The following is a 24,875-nucleotide window of genomic DNA, read 5'->3' on the forward strand; positions in this document are numbered from 1 at the left end:
TGACTCAAGTCAGTGATTCGGGTAAGTGAGCGCAGCTAACACCCCTGCGGCTTCAAGGACGAAGAGGATTAGAAATCGTAGCTCGCCCCCACCATATACCGACGACCATCCAACACCTTGTCATTTACTTCAATATCTACACGTTTATCCAGCACGTTATAGACCCCACCCATTAGGCGGAACTCTTTAGTGAGCTGATAGTTAGCGCCTAAATCGACAAATGTATAGGATGGCGTACTGCCGCCGATACTGGTGCGATTGAGGTACTCAGAGGTTTTGCCACGGTAGTTGGCGCGCACCCAGGTTGCCAGCGCTTCACTTGCCTGCCAGTTCAGGGTGCCATTTAGCATGTGTTTCGGCATCTGATTCAGCGGCTGACCAGAGAACTGCCCGCTCTTCTGCTCAGATTGGGTAAAGGTGTAGTTGGAGGTCAGTGACCAGGCGTTATTGATCTCCCAACCGAAAGTGGCTTCCACACCACGAGTAATGGCTTTATCGACGTTGGTGCGGTCACTGATAAACTTATAAGCAGTGCCATTGATCATACATTGACCGGATGCATTACCTGTGGTGTCGGTGCAACGGCGCACTTCGGTAATTTTATCTTTGAAATCAGTATTAAACAGCGTCACACCCGCATTCATACCCTCCTGATCATCCCAGAGAATACCGATCTCCTGACTGATGCTTCGTTCTGGTTTCAGGTTGGCATTACCGATAATGATGGCTGGATCGCCACGACCACCGGTGATCTGCCCCCAGTTTTCGGTGGCCTGACGTAGATCAGGTGAACGATAACCTCCCGATACCCCGCCCTTTAATGTCCATTGCTCCGCCAAATGCCAAACGCCGTATAACCGTGGCGTCCAGTGGGTGCCATAGTTTTCATCCTGATCCATACGAACGCCGCCAGTCAGAGCGAAATCATTGGTCATCTGCCACTCATCTTCAGCAAACAGTGCCCAGCTCCAGCGGGTTAATTTAGTTAGATCTTTGGCCGAGGCTAATTGGTTACCGGTGTCATTTAGCTCTTCATAGCGATATTGACCGCCCAGAATAAGGGTATGATTATCCAGCAGGAATGAGGTTTGGGTATTAAAGATATTATCGACGCTTTTCATTTCCCGTGATGGATTACGGGTTTCATCGCGCTGAACATAGCTGGTGGAATTACCAAAATCATAATAGCCGTGATGGGTAATCGCATAATTATTGCGGTCATATTGCACATCACTGCTTTTACCATTTAATGCCACTGAGCGCCCTGCCGTTGAATTACGATCTTGCACATAGTGGCCAATATCAAAATCAAATTCGTTTTTATCGTCTGGTGTCAGGGTAAATGTTGCGGCACCATTTCTTAGACGTTGCTCATTATAACCATCGACGATTTTATCTTCGCTACGATGAGAGAGCAGGCCACTAATTTTTAATCCCAGTAAGCCCTCAATTAATGGGCCGGAGGCGTAGGCATTAGTCTGGAATATATCGCCGGATTTAGAGTCTTCCTGCAAAGTGGCATCAGCGCGCACTGTCCCGTGCCACTCTTTACCCACTTTGCGGGTAATCACGTTAATCACGCCACCCATGGCATCCGAGCCATATAGTGAGGACATCGGGCCGCGAACCACTTCAATGCGCTCAATGGCAGCCAGTGGTGGCAACCAGCCTTGCTCAATACCTGAACCATCACTGTTTGGCCGTGTACCACGGGTATCCACACGTTTACCGTCCACCAGAATCAAGGTGTATTTCGCCGCCATCCCACGAATACTGATATCACTGTGGCTACCGCCGCCCGTTACCACCACACCGGGAACATCTTTCAGCGCATCGGTAATATCGGTGTAGGCTTTATTTTCGATCTGTTCGCGGGTTACCACCGAAATAGATGCAGCAGAGTCTTGAATACGTTGCTGGAAACCTGATGCCGTGACCACCATAGTATCTGTAGGCGTACTCTTTGTTTCAGAGAAATTTGTTTCAGAGATATTAGTTTCGGCAGCATGTGCCTGAGAGGAGATAATTGCAGCGATGACTAATGCCGCAGATTTTGTTTTCCTAAAAGCCTGATTTACCTTATTCATTACACGTTCTCCATGAGGTATAAATTTACTCAGAGCCTTTCCGTCAGGTTCTTTTTTGCGTATAGCGATGCCGCCTGTCGGGCAGGTGAAAGTTATTTTTTATAAATTTCGGCAATAGCTCACCACAGCAGCAATAGCGCTTCCAACTATTGCTGCCTAATGCTTAATTATTATTATGTGAAACCTATTACTGTCGAAATAGACCCAAGGTTATTGGGGTTCCGTTATCAATCCATCAATTAATACTTGCGCAGTACCTTGCGAGCAGCGCTCAATGCGCCCTTTTACCCCATACACTTTGGCCAGACTCTGCGGTGTAATCACCTCTTCCGGTCGTCCATCCGCAATCAAGGTGCCATTTTGTAACATCAGCACATGGTCGCCATGGCGCAAGGCGATATTGATGTCATGCACCACAACCACGGTAATAATATTGCGTTTGCGCGTCTCCTTGCTCACCAAATCCATCACATGGAACTGATAATTCAGATCCAGCGCACTGAGCGGTTCATCGAGCAATAGCAGTGATGGTTGGCGGATCAGCGATTGCGCCAGGCCCACCAACTGCTTCTGGCCGCCGGAGAGCTGATCCAGATAACTGAGCGCCAGATGGGCAATTCCCAGCTGTTCCAGCAGCGCCATCACTTCGGCTTCACTGCTGGCATTGCTGCGCCCCCCCGAGGCTCGTTGCGCCACAATAATGGATTCCAACACGTGAAGATGCACGCCAGCAGGTAATGATTGCGGTAAATAGACCACTTTTTCTGCCCGCTGAGCAAAGGGCATCTGCATCAGATCCTTGCCATCAAGCCACAACTGCCCTGCCGCGCGATTCAACCCCGCCAGTGAGCGCAATAGGGTTGATTTTCCGCTACCGTTTGGCCCTAGCAGTACGGTGATTTTGCCTCGCGGCAACAGCGGTACGGTCAAATCCTGAATCACTGGCCGCTTAGGGTAGCCTGCATTAAAGTTTTCAATACGTAAGCCCGAAGTCATACATTTCCCCTATGACGCAAAATAATACTCAGGAAGAAAGGTACGCCCACTAGCGAGGTAACAATTCCGACCGGAATAATGACCCCCGGAACCAGATTTTTCGAGGCAATCGAGGCCATGGAGAGCACCAGCGCGCCAATCAGGGCGCTGGCTGGCAGGTAGAAACGGTGGTCTTCACCAAACATCATGCGCGCGATATGTGGTGCCACCAGCCCGATAAAGCCAATCGGGCCAACAAAGGCCACAGCCAGTGCCGATAACATACTGATACGTAACAATGTTCCTAACCGTAAGCGGCGAACATCGATACCAAAACTGATCGCCCGATCTTCACCTAAACGCAATGCCGTCAGCTTCCAGGAACTCATCATCGACAGTGGTAACATCAGGACAAACACTACCAGCATGACACCCAGTTTGGTCCATGATGCCCGCGCCAGACTGCCCATGGTCCAGAACACCAAACCTTGCAGCGTATCTTCGCTGGCGATGAACTGCATCATCGACACCAGCGCATTAAAGGTGAAGACCAGTGCGATACCGAATAGCACCACACCCGATGTCGCGACGCGCGTCCAGCGGGTAATACCGTCCAGCATCAGCGCAGCGAACACCGCAAAGATAAAGGCGTTAACCGAGATAAACCACTGATCCGGCACCCCCGGAATACCAATACCCGAGACAATCGCCAGTGCGGCACCAAATGCGGCCGCCGATGAAACACCAAGGGTAAAGGGGCTTGCCAGCGGATTATTCAGGATGGTCTGCATCTCAGCCCCCGCCAGCCCGAGCGATAAGCCGATAACCACGGCCATCAATGCATAGGGCAAACGGATATCCCACACAATTACGCGTGTACCAGCATCGGCACTGGCGGGATCAATTAATGTCTGCCAGAGCGACGGCAGGGCTAAACCGGAAGGCCCCATGGTGAAGTCCAGTAGCAAACAGCCAAGGATGGCTAGCACCAGTCCCGCCATGATTAATAGGCGATGACGCACAATGTTTTTATAGCGCCCCATCACGTTAACACCAGCCTCGCTGGATGTTTTTGTCATGGATTCAGTGGTTATACTCATTATTCCGTTACCTGTTACGAGCCATTATTGCTGCATAGAACTCATGTTTTCGTTGCGGGTTCCCAACGTCCAATCAGTATCCGTTTGGCTCGATAGGAGGGGAACGACGAATTCAAGATGGCGCTAACAATAAAGCAAACGATAATAATTATCAATAAGGTTGATATAATTGATTGGGTATAATTACGTGTAACCCTATATTTTATAATGTAATTTAATCGGCGCTGCCCAGTAGGCTAGAATTTGGTAGGGAGAGTGGTGGTATATCAGATAAATTTTTTGTCTATTTATGGCCCGACCGACTGACATACCGCTTAAATAACAAGCAGATTGCCGCTGTAAAAAAGGGCGATACCAATATCGCCCTTCATCACTACGACACTATGCTGACCACCAGATCCTGTTAGTCAGAGATCAACACCGATTTTTTCGGCTCAGGATTATCTTCGCTATCATCACGCCATTTCGGGAATTCCATCTCTTTATATTTGATAACCTTAGTGCCACGGGTCAGCTTGTAACCGAACCAAATCACCAGGAACAATGGAATACCGATATAGGTTGCGGTCACGCCATACCAGTCAATGCGGTCTTGCAGGAATGCCTGATAGTTCTGCCCCAAGGTGATGATCAAGCAGAGCACAAAGGCAAAAATCGGCCCCAGCGGGAAGAAACCGGACTGATACGGCAAGTCGTTCAAATCGCGGCCCTGTATCATATAGCCACGGCGAAAACGATAGTGGCTGATAGCAATACCCAACCAGGCGATAAAGCCGGTCATACCTGAGGTATTTAGCAACCACAGATAGACGGTTTGGTTACCAAACATCGAGCTGAGGAAGCATAACCCCGCAACCACGGTAGTGGCATACAAGGCATTACGCGGCACACCGCCCTTAGACAGTTTAGCAAAAATCCGTGGCGCTTTGCCTTCGGAGGCTAAGGTAAACAGCATCCGGGTCGAGGCGTACATGCCAGAGTTACCGGCAGAGAGTACCGCTGTCAGGATAACCGCATTCATCACTGCCGCCGCTGACAACAGGCCCGCGTTCTGGAACACCAGGGTGAATGGACTGACACTGATATCTTTAACGTCATTACGTAACAGACTTGGGTCGGTATACGGAATAATCAGGCTGATAATCAAGATAGCGAAGATATAGAACAGCAGAATACGCCAGAATACTTTACGCACGGCACGAGGAATGTTTTTGCCCGGATCTTTTGATTCACCGGCGGCAATACCAATCAGTTCCGTCCCCTGGAAGGAGAAACCGACAATCATCGCCACCCCAATCATGGCCGAGAACCCGCCTGCAAACGGCGCATCTCCTATCGTCCAGTTGTGCCAACCTGCACTTTCGCCCCCTTTCATGATGCCGCTTATCATCATCACACCAATAATGATGAAGACCACCACCGTGACCACTTTAATCAGGGAGAACCAGTATTCCGCTTCGCCAAAACCTTTGACTGAGATGTAGTTCAGCAAGAACATCAGTGCAAGGAATAGCGCACTCCAGATCCAACCGGGGGCATCGGGGAACCAGTAATTCATCACCAATTGTGCGGCGACCAGGTCAACGGCGATAGTGACCGCCCAGTTGTACCAGTAGTTCCAGCCAAGGGCGAAGCCGAAGCCCTCCTCAACATATTTGGAGCCGTAAGTTGAAAAGGAGCCGGAAACGGGCATAAATGCTGCCAGTTCACCGAGGCTGGTCATCAGGAAGTAAACCATCAGCCCAATCAATGCATAAGAGAGCAGTGCGCCCCCTGGGCCTGCTTGCGATACTGTTGCCCCAGAGGCAACAAATAAACCTGTACCAATAGATCCGCCGATAGCAATCATGGCTAAATGCCGCGATTTTAGCTCTCGTCGCAAACGCTGTGCGCCCTGCGGCACTGGGGTTTTAGTATTTTGCTGAGTCATTATTACCCTAATTCACCCTTAAAAAATAAGGCGGGATTGTAACAAATCCCACCCGCTCGGATAGTAACAATGCACTGATATAAGATACCTTCATGATCCCAGCGCAATTATTAGCAAAAGCGCAATTGCCAGTAAAAATAGTTAGCCGTAGGTTTTTTGCCACAATAGCCCACAGAGTTGGCGTAAAACACTTAAAATCTGCTGCCCTACGCGAGTCATTCACTTTCGGCTCGTCTACGCCGTTCAGTGCTCTTCCTGACAATAACTCAGGAAACGCTGCAAGGCGTTAGAGATGTGTTTTTGCCGATGGTGAATCAAGTATAAGGTACGAACCAGTGTGGGTAGCGGGATATTCAGCTCAATCAATTCACCACTGGCAAGTTGGTCAGCGATCACCCTGCGCGACAGGCAACTGATGCCCATGCCATAACGTACTGCCCGCTTAATCGCCTCCGAATTGCCCAGCTCCATGACCAATTTAAAGTGCGGCAATTTTGCCAACAGCAGGTGATCCAGCACTTCACGCGTGCCTGAGCCGCGCTCACGTAAGATCCAGTCTGCACTCGCGAGCTCATCCAGTGTCAGCATTTTGTGGCATAGCGGATTATCCGGCGCGGCAAAGACCACCAGCTCATCTTGTAGCCAGGCTTGAGTCATCAACTCCGGCATATGACACGGCCCCTCAATCAGCCCCAGATCACCGCGAAAATCAGCCACCGCCTCAATCACATCCTGACTGTTGCCGATATTCAACTCCAGAGGTGTGCCGGGGAAGTCGCGCCGATATTTAGCAATCATGCCCGGTAACATATAATTGCCAATAGTACTGCTGGCGGCGATACGTAATGCCCCCAAATCCTGCAAAAAAAGCTGTTCTATTTCCATCGTCTGGTCAAGTAGTGCCAACGCTTTAGGGTAAAGCAAACGCCCATGTTCATTGGTGACCAACCGCTTACCGACCCTATCAAACAGTTGCACCCCCAATTGCCCTTCCAAATCCGCCAACGCAGCGCTGACTGCCGATTGTGAAAGCGCGAGCACAACCGAGGCTTGGGTCGTAGAGCCGCTTTTCAGCACCTCAGTAAAGACTTCAAGTTGACGTAAGGTTATGTGCATAACGGTCTCTGTAGTAAAAAATGGAGGACGCTATCATCACTCTACTCGTCAGTTACTGGATGAACCGAGCTAACTTATTAGTTATAAATACCATCACTGACGAAAAAGCCTATAGCCTCAATTACCGTATAAGACTAACACCTTTGAGCAAAATCGGCAGGTTATCGGCGCAGGAAATTAAGCGGAAAGAGGGTTATTTGTTATCATCTATTCGAAAGAATACATAATAAGCAACTGTGGCAAGAGAACCGATAACTACCTTTAAAATCAACCATATAACTAGCAGATAACTAAGGGTATGAGAGAGCGGGATACCACGATCAGCCTTAAACGGATCAAAATGCGGCAGAGTTGTTTATATGCTGAGGATGCCAGAAAAGTAATAACATAATTAATAATTTTACTACCGACTGACGGTAACCTTATTACACATAACACCCATTGCTTATTCCGATGATTTAGACAAATTAATACGCATATTAACTCATTGTGCAGCTCGTTTTATAGGCATACTCTTTTCCATGATGTGATAAGTTATCGTATATCCTCGCACCAATATTATTAATTGTTTTATTTATTAGTGTATTAGCAATAGCTATTCGCATCTGAAATCTATGGATGAATTTCAATTAGCGAGGTATTAATTATGAATAACACCATTAAGTATTTGCTGCTTTTTTTAGCCACTGCAACCATTCCTACCTATGCCAGTGCATGTGAACTCGCAGGCGGAAGTCCGGAGGAGTGTCAGTCGGCATGTATGATGGCGGAGGATTTTGATGCTTGTGTTCTTGGCTCAGCTCAGAATCCAAATAGTGACACTACCCCTACTGTAACCATGCAAGCTGCTCAGCCAACATCCCGCTAAATATATTATCAGGCATACCTATTTTCGTATGCCTGACTCACCAATAGCCGTGCTCCTTGCCTTGACTCGGGCCTAATCCGCGCTTACCACTTATATCGATTCATTATAAATATATAATGAATTTATCTATTATTGCCAAAGTCGTTAAACTACCCACAATCTTTACAGGCAATAGGATAGAAAACATGGCAACTTCTCATAGCAAAGAACTCCCTCGACCACAGCAGTTTACCCTGCCCCGCTATCTTCCGGGTTTGGTGTTAACCGGTGTGATGACTGGGTTGGCGCTTACCGTGGGTGATATGCCGTGGTTTATCGATATGGGCCTCGGTGCCCTGACGTTGGCTATCATATTTGGTATCGTCGTCGGCAATACACTCTACCCGTGGGTGCAACCCGTTTGTGCTGACGGCGTGCTGCTCGCCAAACAGCACTTGCTGCGATTGGGGATCATTTTGTACGGCTTCCGCTTGACCTTCCAGCAAGTGGCGGATGTCGGCGCGACCGGTATGCTCATTGACCTGTTAACCCTAAGCTCCACCTTTATCCTGGCGTGTTGGCTGGGTAAACGTGTTTTCGGCTTGGATCAGCAAACAGTGATGTTGATTGGTGCTGGTAGCAGTATTTGTGGTGCCGCCGCCATCATGGCTACCGAGCCGGTGCTGAAAGCTGACGCCAGCAAAGTGGCGGTTGCCGTCGCCACGGTGGTAATTTTCGGTACGCTGGCTATCTTTGTTTACCCATGGCTGTATCAGCTAAACCTACATTATCAATGGCTACCATGGAGTCAGGAGACCTTTGGTATTTTTGCCGGTTCGACAATTCACGAAGTGGCGCAGGTGGTAGCAGCCGGTCATGCCATTGGCCCTGATGCTGAAAATGCGGCGGTTATCACCAAAATGATCCGGGTGATGATGTTAGCACCATTCTTGCTGTTACTTTCCGCCTATCTGGGCCGTAACAGCCTGAAAACCAGCGGGACAAAACGTGAGAAGAGTGCCATCACCATTCCTTGGTTTGCGGTGATATTTATTCTGATGGCCGGTTTTAACTCACTCAATCTGCTGCCAGCAGCCTGGGTCAGCCATCTGATTACACTGGATACCATTTTGTTGGCAATGGCGATGGCGGCACTGGGGCTAACCACCCATATTGGCTCCATTCGTCAGGCGGGGGTTAAGCCGCTGTTACTGGCACTGCTGCTGTTTGTCTGGCTGCTGGTTGGTGGGACAGGCATCAACTTACTGGTTCAGCATATCGCGGCATAAAATAGTGTCAGCAAGGGCCGCCGACAAACCTCGACGACTCGATCTCAAGAGGTGGGGACAGGTAGAGGAGTAAAGCGTCCGCGCCAGGGATGGTGCGGCTCGAGCCTCCAGGGAAGGATTTACGGCGTCTTTACGATCTACCTGTTCTCTCCGCCACCGCCACTTTGCCAATAACCTCCCCTTTTCTCTTCTCGCCGCTTCCACCATTCAATCATTCCGCTATCAATGCCATAATGGCTCGGTTACCAAAGGAGAATGGAATGAAATTTGTCGGAGCACACGTTAGTGCAGCAGGGGGCGTAGACCAGGCAGTGATTCGGGCGCATGAGCTTGAGGCCACCGCCTTTGCCCTGTTTACCAAGAATCAGCGCCAATGGCGCGCAGCCCCACTAGCGGAAGATGTTATTGAGAAGTTTAAGCAGGCATGTGAGCAATACGGCTACACTTCGGCTCAAATTTTACCGCACGACAGCTATCTGATTAACCTTGGTCATCCGGTCATTGAGGCGCTGGAGAAATCTCGCGAAGCCTTTATTGACGAAATGGCCCGCTGCCAGCAACTGGGGTTGTCACTACTGAACTTCCACCCCGGTAGCCATTTACTGCAAATTGATGAAGATAAGTGTCTGGCGCGCATTGCCGAATCAATCAATATCGCGCTAGATGCCAGTGAGGGCGTCACGGCGGTGATCGAAAATACCGCCGGACAAGGCAGTAATCTGGGCTTTAAGTTCGAACATCTGGCCGCCATCATTGACGGCGTAGAAGATAAGAGCCGTGTTGGCGTCTGTATTGATACCTGCCATGCTTTCGCCGCTGGTTATGATTTGCGTACCGAAGCCGATTGCGAGCACACCTTCAAGCAGCTCGGTGATATCGTCGGCTTCCAGTATCTGCGCGGTATGCATCTTAATGATGCAAAAAGCGAATTTAACAGCCGTGTCGACCGCCATCACAGTCTCGGTGAGGGTAATATCGGCAAAACCGTGTTCAGCTATATTATGCGCGATGCGCGTTTTGATAATATTCCGCTCATTCTGGAAACGGTGAATATGGATATCTGGGCCGAAGAGATAGCCTGGTTGAAGTCGCAAGCTGAAGTCGCAAGCTAAAATTTAGCTGAATAAAATTGAGTCAAAATGAAAAAAACCGGCACTTGAGGCCGGTTTTTTTATCTCTAGCTAAACTGAGCTAACTGAATAATATGCTAACTGAATAGAGTGTTACGCGACTTTCGCCATCACTTTATCAGGGCGTTTCAGCATCGCGTATGCGCCACCTGCCAATACTGTACCGGCGATAATTGCCACCAGATATAACAGCACTGGATGAATAGCCCCAGGGATCAGCAGCACGAACAAGCCACCGTGTGGAGCCATCAGTTGCGCACCGAATGCCATCGAGAGTGCGCCCGTCAGTGCGCCACCGGCGATACAGCACGGCAAGACACGCATTGGGTCACGGGCAGCAAACGGGATAGCCCCTTCAGAGATAAAGCACAAGCCCAGAACCAGCGCCGCTTTGCCCCCTTCCTGCTCACCTTTGTCGAACTTATGACGCGCCAACAGTGTTGCCAGACCCATTGCCAGCGGTGGCACCATCCCCGCCGCCATGATGGCCGCCATCGGTGCATAAACTGAAGAGCTAAGCAGCGCCACACCAAAGGCGTAGGCCGCTTTGTTGACCGGCCCGCCCATGTCGGTACACATCATCGCACCGAGGATAGCCCCCAACAGTACCGCATTCGCTGTACCCATGGATTGCAGCCAATCAGTCAGGCCAGTCATGATTTTTGCCACCGGCGTACCGACCACATAAATCATCACCAAACCGACAATCAAGCTCGCCACTAGCGGGATAATCAATATCGGCTTAAGCGCTTCCATACTTTGCGGCAAGTGCAGCTTGGTGCTGATTGCTTTCGCCACGTAGCCTGCCAGGAAACCGGCAATGATACCGCCGAGGAAACCCGCTCCGGTGCTTACGGCTAACATACCGCCAATCAAACCCGGCGTCAGACCTGGGCGGTCAGCAATAGAGAAGGCAATAAAGCCCGCCAGAACTGGCACCATCAGGGCAAATGCAGAACCGCCACCGATTTGCATCAAGGCCGCAGCCAGTGTGCCTTTCACTTCAAACGCTTTGATACCAAACACAAAGGAGAGCGCGATACACAAGCCCCCCGCCACCACCATCGGCAGCATGTAAGAGACACCGGTCAACAGGTGACGGTAAGGGCCGCCAGTCTCTGTTTTCTTGCTGCTGGTGCTGCTGCCGGTTTTTGGCTGATAAACTTCAGCTTCCACCAGCGCTTTGTCCAGCTCTTGCACGGTTTTCTTCAGCGCCAGACCAGTGGTGGTGCGATACATCGGCTTGCCGGCAAATTTATCGAGATCCACTTCAATATCAGCCGCCACGATCACCAGATCAGCCGCCGCCACCTCTTCGGGTGTAATTGTATTGCCTGCACCCACGGAGCCACGGGTTTCAACTTTCACCCACCAGCCACGCTTTTTCGCTTCACTTTCAATGGCTTCAGCCGCCATAAAGGTGTGCGCCACCCCTGTTGGGCACGCAGTAATTGCCACGATACGTTTTGGACCGCTGGTGGCCGCAACAGGTGCAGATGCGGCAACAGTCGCCTGATAGGGTTTGGCCTGAGCAATGGCTTGGGCCAGGAAAGCGTCCGGATCGCGCACCGCTTTTTCTACATCACCGAGGTAGAGTTTTTTGCCATTTAGCGCACTGTTAGCCGGGGCTGATTGCCCAGCGACAATCACCAGCTCGGCATCAGCTGCATTCTCAACCCAGCTCAGTCCTGCTTTTGCCGCCGCAGCACCCAACATCAGCGTCGCGAGGTGGCCTCTGGCCTGCCCGAGCGAACTGTCTATTATTAGTAGCGTTTTCATTTCGTCTCCGGAGATTAATTAAAGGGTTTCAGGTCAACTTTTGCCATCATGGCGGCTAACTGCGGGCGATCCGTAATCCCCACATTGCTCTGACTGACGGCCAAAGCCGCGACTGCTGTCGCCAGACGCAGCGTGTGTTCGCTGGACTCGCGCATTAATAATCCGTAGATCAGGCCACCCACCATTGAGTCACCGGCACCGACGGTGCTGACCACTTCACAGGCCGGCGGTTTTGCCAGCCAGGCTCCGGAGGCGTTGACCCACAATGCCCCTTCCGCGCCGAGAGAGATAACCACATGGGCAATCCCCTGATCACGCAAGGCGTGCGCGGCTTCCACCACATCACCCAGTTCGGGTAGTGGGCGACCGGCCCAAATTTCCAGCTCACGGCGGTTCGGTTTCACCAGCCATGGCGAAGCTTTCAGCCCGGCAACCAGTGCTTCGCGGCTGCTGTCAAAGATGATGCATGGGCACTGGGAGCGCAGACGTTTCATCCAGTCAGTGAAGTCATCTGGATTGACGCCAGCGGGCAGACTGCCGCTGACCGCGACCATGTCGAATTGCCCCAACCAGCTCAGTGAGTCGTTGACGAAGCGATCCCAATCCGGTTTGGTCACTTCAAAACCGGAGAAGTTAAAGTCGGTCACTTCGCCATCTTTTTCAGTCAGTTTGACGTTAATGCGGGTGCGGCCCGGCACCACCTGAAAACGGTTGGCGATACCCAATTCGCTAAATAACAGCTGGAAGCCATCTTGGTTATCTTTCCCCAGGAAGCCGCCGACGGTGACATCAATCCCCAAGTCTTTCAGCACCTTGGCAACATTGATCCCTTTACCGGCGGCATGTAAACCGGCGGTTTTCACCAGATTGACTTCACCGCGTTCGATTTCCGGGCAAAAACCCACCAGATCGTAAGCAGGATTCAGCGTGATGGTAGCGACTCTTCTGCTCATGCTGCCCCCTCGCCCAAACCGGCGGCGATAGCTTCACCAATGGCATCCAGTGCCGCTTGTGCATCTTCACCGCTGGCGGTAAAGCGCAGGCGATTGCCTTTTTTAACCCCTAAAGCCACAACTTTCATCAGACTACGTCCATTAGCGGGTTTACCGGTGCCGTCCAGGTTGGTCACGGTGATTTCACTGGTAAACTGTTTGATTGTATTGACTAAAATCGTCCCTGGTCGCGCATGTAACCCGTGTTCGTTACGGATAACAAATTCAGCGCTTAATACTTCGCTTTGCTCAACATATTCGCGGGTCAGCAGTGCCAGCAGCTCGGCGGCATCGGCGTTCAGCAACAGGTCAGCTTTTTTCGCCAGCAGCAGGTCGCTGAGATAGTTCAGCACCGACAGCGGTTGATCATCAGCCACCGAGAGTGTCAGCAGCAGAGCCACTTTTTCGCCATGGTGCTCAAAGGCCGTCGCCGGGCGGCTTACCGTGGCAGCACTGACCAAATTGCCTTCGGTGCTGTCACTCAACCAGATGCCCTGCCCCAAATTCAGTGGCGCACGGGTGATCACATCACTCACAAAGTGGGCATCAACTGCGCCGATTTGCTGTAAACGACCTGCGTTCAGCGCTTGCAGCGTGATCAGGTTATCCGCCGCCACATCAAGGGCGATCAGTGAGGTGTCGAAATGGAATTCAGCCGCTTTTTTCTCGCCCATCAGCAAACTGCGCAACTCTTCAGCCGAGGTGGTTTTTGCCAGTTGCTCCGCCACCGCATCATCACTTAATACGTGCGTTAGCTGGCGCAGTAAGGCCAGATGCTCATCAGAACGGGCTGCAATGCCAATCACGATATAGGCGGTTCGGTCGTCTCCCCACGCGATGCCCTGTGGGAATTGGAACACCTGCACGCCGGTGTTCAGCACTAAGTCGCGGGTATCAGTGGTACCATGTGGAATGGCGATGCCATTGCCCAGATAGGTGGATGTTTGCTGCTCGCGGGCCAACATGCCATCAACATAAGCGGCAGCCACGCAACCCGCTTGAGTCAGTGCTGCGGCGACCTGAGTGATAGCTTCGTTTTTGCTGTCTGCTTGTGCAGCCAGATGGATATCTTTCGTCGATAACTGGAACATATATCTCCTCTCTTGCCGAAGTTGAATCGTTTCAGCTTTCATGAGAAACAGGAGCGTTACCCTTTATCATCTGGTGACGAGATAACGCTGAAACGTTTCAAGGAGTGTGTTTCTAGCTAAGAATATATGCAAGTTTTCTGCTTTTATTCTTGATGGATTTTTGACATTCCGCACATTTTTGCTATGAACAGGTTTATGTCAGCAACAAAATCACCAAACTAGCTGATGGTTGCTGATACTCATTTATAGGGAGTGAATACGATGTCTGTAGTGGTCGGTGTTGGCGTGATTATCGTCAATCAACAAGGTGATGTGTTGTTGGGTAAGCGGTGCGGTCAGCATGCCCCTTACTGGTCAATTCCCGGTGGTCATATGGAGGCTGGCGAGTCATTTGAGCAGGCGGCAAAACGCGAAATCTTCGAAGAAACTGGCTTAGATATCAATAGCCTGAATGTTATTGCGCTGTGCAATAATATCGCCACCTGGCGTGAGGAGGGTAAACATACTGTTTCGGTTTGCTTACTGGCGCAACATCCCGGCGGGCAGCCAGAGCTGAAAGAGCCGGAGAAGTGTCAGCAATGGCTATGGTGCAATCCACGGGAATTACCTGAGCCGCATTTTGAAGCCAGCCGCCACGCCATTGATTTATGGCTCAATCAGCAGTTTTACCGCACTTACGACTAAAAAATAGCGCTATATAAATTACTATATAACCGGCAATTTCAGCTGGTTATTTGCCCTGTGTCGCAAAAATTCGTTCATTCCTCGCATTTATATTCAGCAAATCTGAACTAATATTGCTAAATACCCCATTCGGGTTAGCCATCAGTAGAAAATCGCCCTACAATAGACCCACTTATATTATGGGATAGGTTTATCGCTATTGGATAAGTTTTTATTGGCAGATTATCTGGCATTTTAGCTATCAATGCATTTGATCCGTCTGTTTCACCAATAATTATTAGATAATTTACAGTGGGTGCAATTATGAGCAAAAAACAGACTGGCTTCGTGAAACGACGCCGGTGGGGATGGTTATGGATACTGCTGATCGGCATCATTATAGGTGCGGCGTTATTGGCAGGTACTGCTACTGTCTTCCATAAAACCAGCGACACCGCGTTCTGCGTCTCCTGCCACACCATGCAACAGCCCTTGGCTGAATATCAGGGAAGTGTCCACTTCCAAAATACCAAAGGCATCCGTGCTGAATGTGCTGATTGTCATGTACCCCACGAGCCACTGGACTATTTATGGACCAAAATCCGCGCGGTGAAAGATATCTACGGTGAAATGGCTGGCACTATTGATACACCAGAGAAATATGAAGCTCATAAACTTGCCATGGCCCAATCGGTCTGGAAGACGCTGAAAGAGAGTGATTCCGCCACCTGCCGCTCATGCCACAGTTTTGATGCCATGGATATCACAGGGCAAAGTGCTGAAGCGCGCATTCAGCACCCAGTGGCGATTAAAAAAGGTGAAACCTGCATCGACTGCCATAAAGGTGTCGCCCACATCCTGCCGGATATGAGTGAAGTGACCCAAGCAGGTGCTGCTGAACTGGCAACCGCCGCCGCGCAAACCCCCGCCAGTGCCACCACGCTCTATACCATCGCCACTGAGCCGTTCTTTATGAACGCCGGTGATAGCCATAACGCCGGTAACCTGATGCCATCAACCCAAGTTGAAGTGCTGAAACAGCAAGGTGATCAGGTGTTGGTGGATGTTAAAGGCTGGCAGCAAGATGGCGTAGCAGAGGTGTTTTATGCCGCCCAAGGCAAGCGCATCCTGAGTGTTTTACTGGGTGACGACGCGCAAAAAGCACTGAAAACCCTTAGCACCCAGACAGACCCGGAAACCCAACTGGTGTGGCATCAGGTCGCACTTCAGGTGTGGTTGCCGAAGAAGCAACTGGTTGATGATCAACAGAAAATCTGGCGCTATGCCGCCGATATGATGTCAGCCAACTGTACCGGCTGCCACGGTTTGACGGCACTGGATCGCTTCAACGCGAACCAATGGATTGGGGTAATCAAAGGCATGGCACCACGCACCTCCCTGACGCAGGAACAGCTGCGCGTGATGACCCAGTACGTACAAAAACATGCCAGTGATATGCCGGCCAAGCTGTAAATAAGAGGCGAAAATGACTAAATACGAAACACAACCCTTACAAATGAGCCGCCGTCGCTTCTTACTGGGCAGCAGTGCCTTGGCCGTTTTACCACTGGTCGGCGGCCTGTGGCCTAAATCCGCATTAGCACAAGCCATCAGCCAGGCCTTACCTCAGTTTCTGGCGCTGCGTCAGGCGCAAAAAGGGATCCTGACTGGCGCACATTGGGGCGCATTTGAAGCCATCGTCGAGAATGGCCGCATGGTCGCTGTTCAGCCGGTCAAAGATGACCCTTGGCCGAATGAGTTGATCACCATGGCTCCGTATCAGGTACATGCCGATAACCGCATCAAATATCCCATGGTCCGTAAAAGCTGGTTGGAGGGCGGCCCCGGCAGCCATACCGAGCTGCGTGGCCGTGATGAGTGGGTGCGGGTCAGTTGGGATAAAGCCACCGAATTGGTGTGCAATGAGATTGTGCGAGTGCAGAAAGATCACGGCCCGCAGGCGCTGTACGCCGGTTCTTATGGCTGGAAAAGTGTCGGAATGCTGCACAACAGCCGCACTCTGCTACAGCGGCTAATGAATCTGAGTGGCGGCTTCCTCGGCTATGCTGGTGACTACTCCACCGGAGCCGCGCAGGTGATTATGACCCATGTGATGGGGTCGATGGAGGTTTACGAGCAGCAAACCGCCTGGCCGAATGTGGTTGATAACAGCGAACTGGTGATCCTGTGGGGCTGTAACCCGATGATCACCTTGAAAAATAGCTGGAATATCCCCGACCATGTGGGCCAAACCGGTTTTGAAGCGCTGAAGAAAAAAGGCACCAAAGTCATCAGTATTGACCCGGTGCATAATGACAGCGCCAAATTTACCAATGCGCAATGGATCGCCCCGCGCCCTTATACCGACAGCGCCATGCTGATTGGCATTGCCCACACCTTATTGACTGAGAAGTTGCATAATCCCGACTTTATCAAAACCTATACTATCGGTTTTGATAAATTCCAGGCCTATCTGGTGGGGGAAACTGACGGCCAGCCGAAGAGTGCGGAGTGGGCAGCAGATATCAGTGGTGTCGATGCCGATGTACTGCGCCAACTGGCGCGGGATATGGCGAAGCAGCGCACCATGATCATGGGCGGCTGGGGGATACAGCGCCAGCACCATGGTGAACAGCAGCACTGGCTGCTAGTGACTGTCGCGGCAATGCTCGGACAAATTGGCCTGCCGGGTGGTGGTTTTGGTTTCAGCTATCACTACTCCTCCGGCGGTAGCCCGACCGCGAAAGGCGGCATCTTGCCGGGGATCTCTGCCGGTAATGCGCCGAAGAATTCACCATCGCCGATCCCGGTGGCACGTATCGCCGAATGTTTGGCTAATCCGGGGAAAACCATTGATTTCAATGGCACCAAAGTGACCTATCCGGATGTCAAAATGGTCTACGTGGCCGGTGGTAACACCTTCCATCAGCATCAGGACACCAATAATCTGGTGAAAGCCTGGCAGCACCCGGAAACCATCGTGGTGAACGAGCCATACTGGACCGCCACCGCGAAACACGCGGATATCGTGCTGCCCGCCACCACCAGTTATGAACGTAACGATCTGGAGATGGGCGGCGACTATTCGCAGCTTTATGTCTTCCCGATGCACCAGTGTGTGCCGCCACAACATGAGTCCCGCAGCGATTTTGATATCTTCGCCGCAATGGCGACCCGTTTGGGGGTGATTGATGCCTTTACTGAGGGCAAAGATGAAACCCAGTGGTTGAAATCGATGTATGACGATATGAAATCGCAGGCCCGTACTGCGCGGGTGGCGCTGCCGCCATTTGATATGTTCTGGGAGTCAAACAACTATATTCGCTTCCCGATCCCCGAGGCGAATAAGCAGTGGGTCCGGTTCGCTGACTATCGTGAAAATCCGTTGCTCAACCCACTTGGTACACCGTCCGGCAAGATTGAGATCTACTCCGATACCATCGCCAAAATGGATTATGCCGATTGTCAGGGGATCCCGACCTGGATGCCGCCGCACGAGTGGTATCGCGGCGTAGAGGCGAAGAAATATCCGCTGTCATTGAATACCGCACATCCGATTAACCGGCTGCATTCGCAGTTAGATAATACGCCGCTACGTGAAAAATATGCGGTTGCCGATCGGGAGGCGATATTGATCAGCCCGCAAGATGCCAGCGCACGTCAGATTGTGAATGGTGATTTAGTGCGGGCGTTTAATGATCGCGGGCAGATATTGGTGGGCGCCGTGGTATCAGAAGATGTGCGGCCTGGCGTGGTGCGGATAAGCGAAGGTGCATGGTTTGACCCTGCTGAGCCTTCAGTGCCGGGTTCTATCTGTAAAAACGGCAATATCAACTGCCTGACCTTCGATATCGGCTCTTCCAGTCTGGCGCAGGGTAACTGTGGGCAGATGGCGCAGCTTGAGATTGAGAAGTACACCGGGCCGGCGCTGAAAAATACCGCTCATAGTGTGCCAGTTGGGGCATAGACCAAGGTAATATAGAACCCAAAAACACTCACGGCGGAGAGAACTGACAGATCGTAAAGACGCCGTAAATACTTCCCTGTAGGCTCGAGCCGCGCCATCCCTGGCGCGGACGCTTTACTCTTCTGCCAGTTCTCACCGTTTAATATTGATTCTTTGTACCTTTCCATCAATTAAGGCGCAGTATCGGCTTCCAGCTTAATCAAATAGACCAGCGCTTGTTCGCGGGTGTCAAAACACATCTCCCGCAGAGCTTGCAGGCTGGCACAAACCGCTGGGCGAGCTGGGGAGTGAAAAATACCACAGCGCATCTGATCATCTAAATGCAGGCAACGGGTATTGGCAGGTTTGCCAAGTGGCATACCGGGGATCGGGCTGGAAATAGAAGGAGCAATACAGCAGGCACCGCAATCTGAGCGACACTCCATCAGCAGGCTCCTGTAGGCTGGTGGAATAAGGGCGGACAATAGCAATCGCCCCGCAGAACTACCAGTACTATTCTTAAACAGCCGCTGAATAGCCGATCCAGCCCACGAATATCCCTTTCTGTCGCGCTTTACTCTCACGGGCTTATCATTCAACTCCCCCCACTCTATTCTATGTGATATAGAGATAGCGCCCCGCTAAACCAGACTAATCACTGGCTAATTAATCAGCACAAGAATATTCAACTGTTTACAGTTACATTCGCATCTTGTACCATTGAGCTAGTACAAAAGAACTATTCACCCTATTAGCTATTATCCCCAACGTAATTGGAGTTGTATGTCGATGGAATCATCCCAACCTTTGTCACGACCTTCCGTCCTTGGCGGCGCGATGATTGTCGCCGGAACCGCCGTGGGCGCGGGTATGTTCTCAATCCCAATCGTGACTGCAGGGGTGTGGTTCAGCGGATCAGTCATACTGCTGATTTATACTTGGGCCTGTATGCTAGTTTCCGGCTTGATGATTCTGGAAGCGAACCTGAATTACCCTACCGGGGCCAGTTTTCACACCATGGTGCAAGATCTGCTGGGTAAAGTTTGGAGCTCAATCAATGGGCTGTCGATCACCTTTGTGCTCTACATTCTGACCTACGCCTATATCTCTGCCGGCGGCTCCATTATCTCCCACACGCTGCAAAATGTGACCGGAATTGGCCAGACCACGGCGGGCTTTACCTTTACCATATTGGTGGCATTTATTGTTTGGTTATCCACCCGTGCCGTGGATCGCCTGAGTACGATATTAATCGGCGGTATGGTTATCACCTTTGTTATGTCAGTCGGTGATATGTTTGGCCATGTGGACAGTGCGGTTTTGTTCAATCAAACCGACAGTAGCGCCAGCTATTTACCTTATGCACTGGCGGCCCTGCCCTACTTACTGACCTCATTTGGCTACCACGGCAATGTGCCGGGGCTGGTGAAGTACTACCAGAAAGAGAGCAAAGCCGTGGTGCAGAGCCTGTTGTTTGGCACACTGATCGCGTTGGTGATTTATGTGCTGTGGCAGTACGCCATTCAGGGCAATATCGCTCGGGATGCATTCAAACAAGTGATTGCCGACGGTGGGAATATTGGCAGCTTGCTAAAACAGATGGATGCCGTTACAACCCGCCAGGTCACCAGCCAGTTACTCAACGCCTTCTCTTATATGGCCCTAGCTAGCTCATTCTTGGGGGTCTCTCTTGGCTTATTCGATTACATTGCTGATTTCTTTAAGTTTTCTGATGATCGCAATGGGCGCACCAAATCAGCGTTAATCACTTTTGTACCACCGACCATCGGTGCCCTGCTGTTCCCTAATGGCTTCTTATATGCGATTGGCTTCGCCGGTTTAGCCGCCACCATTTGGGCGGTTATCGTGCCCGCGCTGATGGCACGCGCCAGTCGTCGACGCTTTCCACAAGCAACTTATCGGGCTCCGGGTGGGCGCTTTATGATCGGCTTTATTATCCTGTTTGGTTTGGTTAATGCGGTGGCGCATATTGCGGCATTATTGGGGCTGTTACCGGTGTATGCCTAAGGTTGATTTTGTGGTGAAAATCTCACTCTTTTTTGCGCTAGCAGCTTGCCTGAATCACGTGGCACGAGTAACTTGTCGCAACTTATCTTCAATTCTGATTGGCGGTTAATAAATGGCAAGAGCTAACGAAATCAAACGTGGTATGGCAGTCAACCTCAACGGCAAATTACTGCTGGTGAAAGATATTGATGTGCAAAGCCCAAGTGCGCGCGGCGCAAGTACGCTGTATAAAATGCGTTTTTCTGACGTACGTACCGGTTTAAAAGTTGAAGAGCGTTTTAAGGGTGATGAGATCCTCGACACCATCACTCTAACCCGTCGCACAGTGAATTTCTCATATATCGATGGCGACGAATACGTCTTTATGGATGATGAAGATTACACGCCATACAACTTCAAAAAAGAGCAGATTGAAGATGAGCTGCTGTTTATTCCTGAAGGCGGTATGCCGGGTATGCAGGTGTTAACCATGGATGGTCAATTGCTGGCGTTAGAGTTGCCACAAACCGTTGATATGGAAATTGTTGAGACCGCGCCGAGCATCAAAGGCGCATCAGCCAGCGCCCGTAACAAACCGGCAGTGATGAGCACCGGCCTATCTATTCAGGTGCCTGAATATATCAGCCCAGGTGAGAAAATCCGTATTCATATTGCGGAGCGCCGTTATATGGGCCGCGCAGACTAATACTCTCATCTGGATATAAGGGCCAGAAAACCGGCCCTTAACTGTTTTATACCCAATCCATACCCTATAGATTTCAAGGTGCAGGAAGGCGGTAAGCGAAATAATCCCGACGAGCTTACATCAGTAAGTGATTCGGGTTGTTGAGCGCAACCAACACACCTGCAACTTGAAAGATGACGGGTATATTACTTCAGCTCAGGGAAGAAGGCTCTCTTCAGCGCCAGCTCTACGCCCCGCACTTCAGCCAACCCTTTTAAGCGGCCAATAGCCGAGTAACCTGGATTGGTTTTCTTATGCAAATCATCCAACATCTGGTGACCGTGATCTGGTCGCATTGGGATCGGGCGCATATCTCCCGCAGCTTGACGACGTTGCTCTTCAGTTAAAATCGCTTTAACCACCGAGTACATGTCAACATCACCTTGCAAATGACCGCCTTCATGGAAAGTTTTTGGGTTCCCTTCGCGGCACGTTGAGCGCAAATGGGTAAAGTGAATGCGATCGCCAAAGGTTTCGATCATTTTCACCAAATCATTATCGGCACGCACGCCATAAGAGCCGGTGCACATGGTAAAACCGTTATGAATGCTATCGACGGTCTCTTTTAGCCACTGCATATCTTCGATGGTTGAAACAATACGCGGCAGGCCAAGAATTGGACGCGGCGGATCATCTGGGTGTACCGCCATCCGCAAGCCAACTTGTTCAGCAACCGGAATAATAGCTCGCAAAAAATAAGCCATGTTTTCACGCAGTTGCGCTTTATTGATGCCGTCATACTCAGCCAGACGCGCGCGGAATTGATCCAGCGTATAACCCTCTTCAGCCCCTGGCAGCCCGGCAATAATATTGCCGGTCAGTTTGGCGATATCCGCCTCTGTCATGGCATCGAAATAGTCTGCCGCTTGCGCCTGCTCTTCCGCCGTGTAGTCATTGACAGCACCTGGACGTTTCAGGATATGCAGTTCGAAGGTGGCGAAAGCTATCTGATCAAAACGCAATGCTTTGGAGCCGTCTGGCAATTGATATTCCAGATCTGTTCGTGTCCAGTCCAGCACCGGCATAAAGTTGTAGCACACGGTATCAATACCGCAGGCGGCAAGATTATGCAGCGTTTGTTGATAATTTTCAATATGTTGCTGATAGTTACCGCTATGCGTTTTGATCTCTTCATGAATCGGTACACTTTCCACCACCGACCATACCAAGCCTTTAGCTGCTAATTCAGCCTGGCGTTGTTTGATTTCACTCACCGGCCAGACTTCGCCATTCGGGATATGATGCAATGCAGTCACTACTCCGGTTGCGCCAGCCTGACGGATATCATCTAACGACACCGGATCATTCGGGCCATACCAACGCCATGTTTGTTCCATTTATTTTCTACCTTCTGCGTATGCGTAAACTGCTCAGATGCTAAAAATGTTGTTATACCGATTTCCAAGAGGTATCACTCAGCTTTATCCTTACTCTTTACCCGCCGAGTGTCAAAAAGCAAAACCTCATTGGTTGATCCAACTCACGAATATCACCAATATTGGACTTACCAATTTTATTTTCTGTCATATGGCTTTACACTGCAAGCCGATATTCATGGCAACAAGCAAAAGAAAATGGTCGGTAAGGTGTGGCTCTCTTCCTACGAATAGCCAACTAAAACTGGTCTAACAACTTTTTTATTTGCCACCTTTTATGTCAGCCCTTGGTGATGATCGGGGGTGAATGATTTTGGAGCCACGTATGAACACCATTGCCAACAGCACACTTCCCGCCGGCGTACAACTGCCCACTTATGATAGAACGGCACTGAAAAGCCGCATTGTTCACATCGGTTTTGGCGCATTTCATCGCGCCCATCAAGCGCTTCTCACTGACCGGGTACTCAATCAGCAAGGGGGTGACTGGGGCATTTGTGAAGTCAGCCTGTTTGGTGGCGACGTACTGATTCAAAATTTACGCCAACAAGACCACCTCTTCTCGGTGCTGGAAAAAGGCGCGCAAGGGGATCAGGCCATTATTGTCGGTTCCGTCTGCGAGTCCGTGCATGCTCGATTGGATGGCATTATTCAGGTGTTGGAAAAATTAGCCGAACCCCAAGTGGCTATCGTCTCATTGACCATCACTGAAAAAGGTTACTGCATTGAACCGGGTACTGGTCAACTGGACCTGCAAAATGAGTTTGTCCGCGCAGACCTGGCAATACCTGATGCCCCGACCTCTGCGCCGGGTATCTTGGTTGAGGCGCTACGGCTGCGCCGCTTACGTGGTCTGCCGCCATTTACCGTACTCTCTTGCGATAACATTCCGGAAAACGGCCACGTCGTCAAAAATGCGGTGCTGGGCCTGGCGACAGCACGTGACCCTGAACTGGCCCAATGGATCAGCCAGAATGTCACCTTCCCTAACACCATGGTCGACCGCATTGTTCCCGCAGCTACTGCTGAGACATTGCAGGAAATCGCCGATACATTGAGCGTAGCTGACCCCTGCGGTATTGCCTGCGAGCCGTTCATTCAATGGGTGGTTGAGGACAAATTTGTCTCCGGCCGACCTGATTGGCAAGTGGCTGGCGTGCAGTTGGTCGATGATGTTTTACCATTTGAGGAGATGAAACTGCGTATGCTGAACGGCAGCCATTCATATCTCTCATATCTGGGTTATCTGGCAGGTTATCAGCATATTAATGATTGCATGGCGGACGATAACTATCGTTTGACCGCGCGTCGCTTGATGATGGATGAACAAGCCCCAACCTTACGTGTCACCGGCGTTGACCTTAATGCCTATGCTGACCAATTGATCGAGCGTTACTGCAATCCGGCACTAAAACACCGCACCTGGCAGATTGCCATGGATGGTAGCCAGAAACTGCCACAGCGGATGCTGGACTCCGTACGTTGGCACTTACAGCATGGCGGAACCTATCGTTGTCTGGCGTTGGGGATTGCCGGTTGGATGCGTTATGTCAGTGGCGTGGATGATAACGACCAGGCGATTGATATCCGTGACCCAATGGCTGACAGCTTTAAAAAATGTGTCGCCACCAGCGAAGAGGGGGTTGCCCGCGTGCAAAGCTTGCTATCGCTGAAATCACTGTTTGGTGAGGCCTTGCCACAGCAGTCAGAATTTGTTCAGGCGGTCACCGAAGCTTATCTCAGCTTGCAACAATTTGGCGCGAAAGAGAGTGTAAAACGGTTGGCACAGTAGGCTTAATATC

Annotated in this window: 19 protein-coding genes; 9 read left to right on the top strand and 10 right to left on the bottom strand. The window is 50.8% G+C overall.

Features of this window, described 5'->3' with window-relative positions; genetic code table 11:
* Positions 1–68: 68 nt before the first annotated feature.
* From AACW11_RS15345 to yieE, 5 genes are all read right to left on the bottom strand, one after another.
* A complete protein-coding gene (locus AACW11_RS15345; protein WP_212584658.1) occupies positions 69–2,087 on the bottom strand; it encodes a ligand-gated channel protein in 2,019 nt (672 codons plus the stop codon).
* A 210-nt stretch (positions 2,088–2,297) separates the two neighbouring features.
* A complete protein-coding gene (locus AACW11_RS15350; protein ID WP_212584659.1) occupies positions 2,298–3,083 on the bottom strand; it encodes an ABC transporter ATP-binding protein in 786 nt (261 codons plus the stop codon).
* A complete protein-coding gene (locus tag AACW11_RS15355) occupies positions 3,080–4,162 on the bottom strand; it encodes a FecCD family ABC transporter permease (protein ID WP_212584660.1) in 1,083 nt (360 codons plus the stop codon). Before AACW11_RS15355 ends, AACW11_RS15350 begins: the two co-directional genes overlap by 4 nt.
* Before the next feature lie 403 nt (positions 4,163–4,565).
* The gene (locus AACW11_RS15360; protein WP_212584661.1) at positions 4,566–6,092 is read right to left on the bottom strand and encodes an amino acid permease; all 1,527 of its coding nucleotides are present in this window, start codon (positions 6,090–6,092) and stop codon (positions 4,566–4,568) included.
* A 243-nt stretch (positions 6,093–6,335) separates the two neighbouring features.
* The gene (gene yieE / locus AACW11_RS15365) at positions 6,336–7,208 is read right to left on the bottom strand and encodes a DNA-binding transcriptional regulator YeiE (RefSeq protein ID WP_212584662.1); all 873 of its coding nucleotides are present in this window, start codon (positions 7,206–7,208) and stop codon (positions 6,336–6,338) included.
* A gap of 646 nt (positions 7,209–7,854) precedes the next feature.
* Between yieE and AACW11_RS15370 the strand changes: the two genes are divergently transcribed.
* The 3 genes from AACW11_RS15370 to nfo all read left to right on the top strand — a co-directional run bounded on the left by AACW11_RS15370 (position 7,855) and on the right by nfo (position 10,456).
* Positions 7,855–8,076 (top strand): hypothetical protein, encoded by a 222-nt coding sequence (locus AACW11_RS15370; protein ID WP_212584663.1) that lies wholly within the window; start codon positions 7,855–7,857, stop codon positions 8,074–8,076.
* Positions 8,077–8,261: 185 nt separating this feature from the next.
* Entirely contained in the window at positions 8,262–9,344 is a 1,083-nt protein-coding gene (locus tag AACW11_RS15375) for a YeiH family protein (protein ID WP_212584664.1), read from the top strand.
* 260 nt (positions 9,345–9,604) lie between these two features.
* The gene (nfo, locus tag AACW11_RS15380; protein WP_212584665.1) at positions 9,605–10,456 is read left to right on the top strand and encodes a deoxyribonuclease IV; all 852 of its coding nucleotides are present in this window, start codon (positions 9,605–9,607) and stop codon (positions 10,454–10,456) included.
* Between the two features lie 111 nt (positions 10,457–10,567).
* Here the strand turns inward: nfo and fruA are convergent, their stop codons facing one another.
* The 3 genes from fruA to fruB are packed head-to-tail and all read right to left on the bottom strand — an operon-like array spanning position 10,568 to position 14,336.
* A complete protein-coding gene (gene fruA / locus AACW11_RS15385) occupies positions 10,568–12,253 on the bottom strand; it encodes a PTS fructose transporter subunit IIBC (RefSeq protein ID WP_212584666.1) in 1,686 nt (561 codons plus the stop codon).
* 14 nt (positions 12,254–12,267) lie between these two features.
* Positions 12,268–13,206 carry a 1-phosphofructokinase gene (gene fruK, locus AACW11_RS15390; protein WP_032819407.1) on the bottom strand — a complete coding sequence of 313 codons (939 nt, stop codon included), beginning with the start codon at positions 13,204–13,206 and terminating at the stop codon, positions 12,268–12,270.
* Entirely contained in the window at positions 13,203–14,336 is a 1,134-nt protein-coding gene (gene fruB, locus AACW11_RS15395) for a fused PTS fructose transporter subunit IIA/HPr protein (RefSeq protein WP_212584667.1), read from the bottom strand. Before fruB ends, fruK begins: the two co-directional genes overlap by 4 nt.
* A gap of 261 nt (positions 14,337–14,597) precedes the next feature.
* Between fruB and AACW11_RS15400 the strand changes: the two genes are divergently transcribed.
* The 3 genes from AACW11_RS15400 (at position 14,598) to torA (ending at position 18,966) form a co-directional block, all read left to right on the top strand.
* Positions 14,598–15,020 (top strand): nucleotide triphosphate diphosphatase NUDT15, encoded by a 423-nt coding sequence (locus tag AACW11_RS15400; protein WP_212584668.1) that lies wholly within the window; start codon positions 14,598–14,600, stop codon positions 15,018–15,020.
* A 303-nt stretch (positions 15,021–15,323) separates the two neighbouring features.
* Positions 15,324–16,472, top strand: coding sequence for a NapC/NirT family cytochrome c (locus tag AACW11_RS15405; RefSeq protein WP_212584669.1), 1,149 nt, complete (start codon positions 15,324–15,326; stop codon positions 16,470–16,472).
* Between the two features lie 13 nt (positions 16,473–16,485).
* Complete coding sequence (gene torA / locus AACW11_RS15410) at positions 16,486–18,966, top strand: trimethylamine-N-oxide reductase TorA (RefSeq protein ID WP_212584670.1); 2,481 nt, start codon at positions 16,486–16,488, stop codon at positions 18,964–18,966.
* Between the two features lie 170 nt (positions 18,967–19,136).
* On the opposite strand, the gene AACW11_RS15415 is transcribed toward torA, so the two are convergent.
* On the bottom strand, positions 19,137–19,391 hold the full coding sequence (locus tag AACW11_RS15415; RefSeq protein WP_005274490.1) for a YkgJ family cysteine cluster protein: 255 nt from the start codon (positions 19,389–19,391) through the stop codon (positions 19,137–19,139).
* A gap of 337 nt (positions 19,392–19,728) precedes the next feature.
* Between AACW11_RS15415 and mtr the strand changes: the two genes are divergently transcribed.
* Positions 19,729–20,973 carry a tryptophan permease gene (gene mtr, locus AACW11_RS15420; protein ID WP_212584671.1) on the top strand — a complete coding sequence of 415 codons (1,245 nt, stop codon included), beginning with the start codon at positions 19,729–19,731 and terminating at the stop codon, positions 20,971–20,973.
* A gap of 112 nt (positions 20,974–21,085) precedes the next feature.
* Entirely contained in the window at positions 21,086–21,658 is a 573-nt protein-coding gene (gene yeiP, locus AACW11_RS15425; protein WP_212584672.1) for an elongation factor P-like protein YeiP, read from the top strand.
* Between the two features lie 185 nt (positions 21,659–21,843).
* Here the strand turns inward: yeiP and uxuA are convergent, their stop codons facing one another.
* Positions 21,844–23,034 carry a mannonate dehydratase gene (gene uxuA / locus AACW11_RS15430; protein ID WP_212584673.1) on the bottom strand — a complete coding sequence of 397 codons (1,191 nt, stop codon included), beginning with the start codon at positions 23,032–23,034 and terminating at the stop codon, positions 21,844–21,846.
* 364 nt (positions 23,035–23,398) lie between these two features.
* Between uxuA and AACW11_RS15435 the strand changes: the two genes are divergently transcribed.
* On the top strand, positions 23,399–24,865 hold the full coding sequence (locus AACW11_RS15435; protein WP_212584674.1) for a mannitol dehydrogenase family protein: 1,467 nt from the start codon (positions 23,399–23,401) through the stop codon (positions 24,863–24,865).
* The last annotated feature ends 10 nt before the right edge of the window (positions 24,866–24,875 follow it).

It is taken from the genome of Yersinia sp. Marseille-Q3913 (assembly GCF_963892745.1).
GTDB classification, from domain to species: domain Bacteria; phylum Pseudomonadota; class Gammaproteobacteria; order Enterobacterales; family Enterobacteriaceae; genus Yersinia; species Yersinia bercovieri.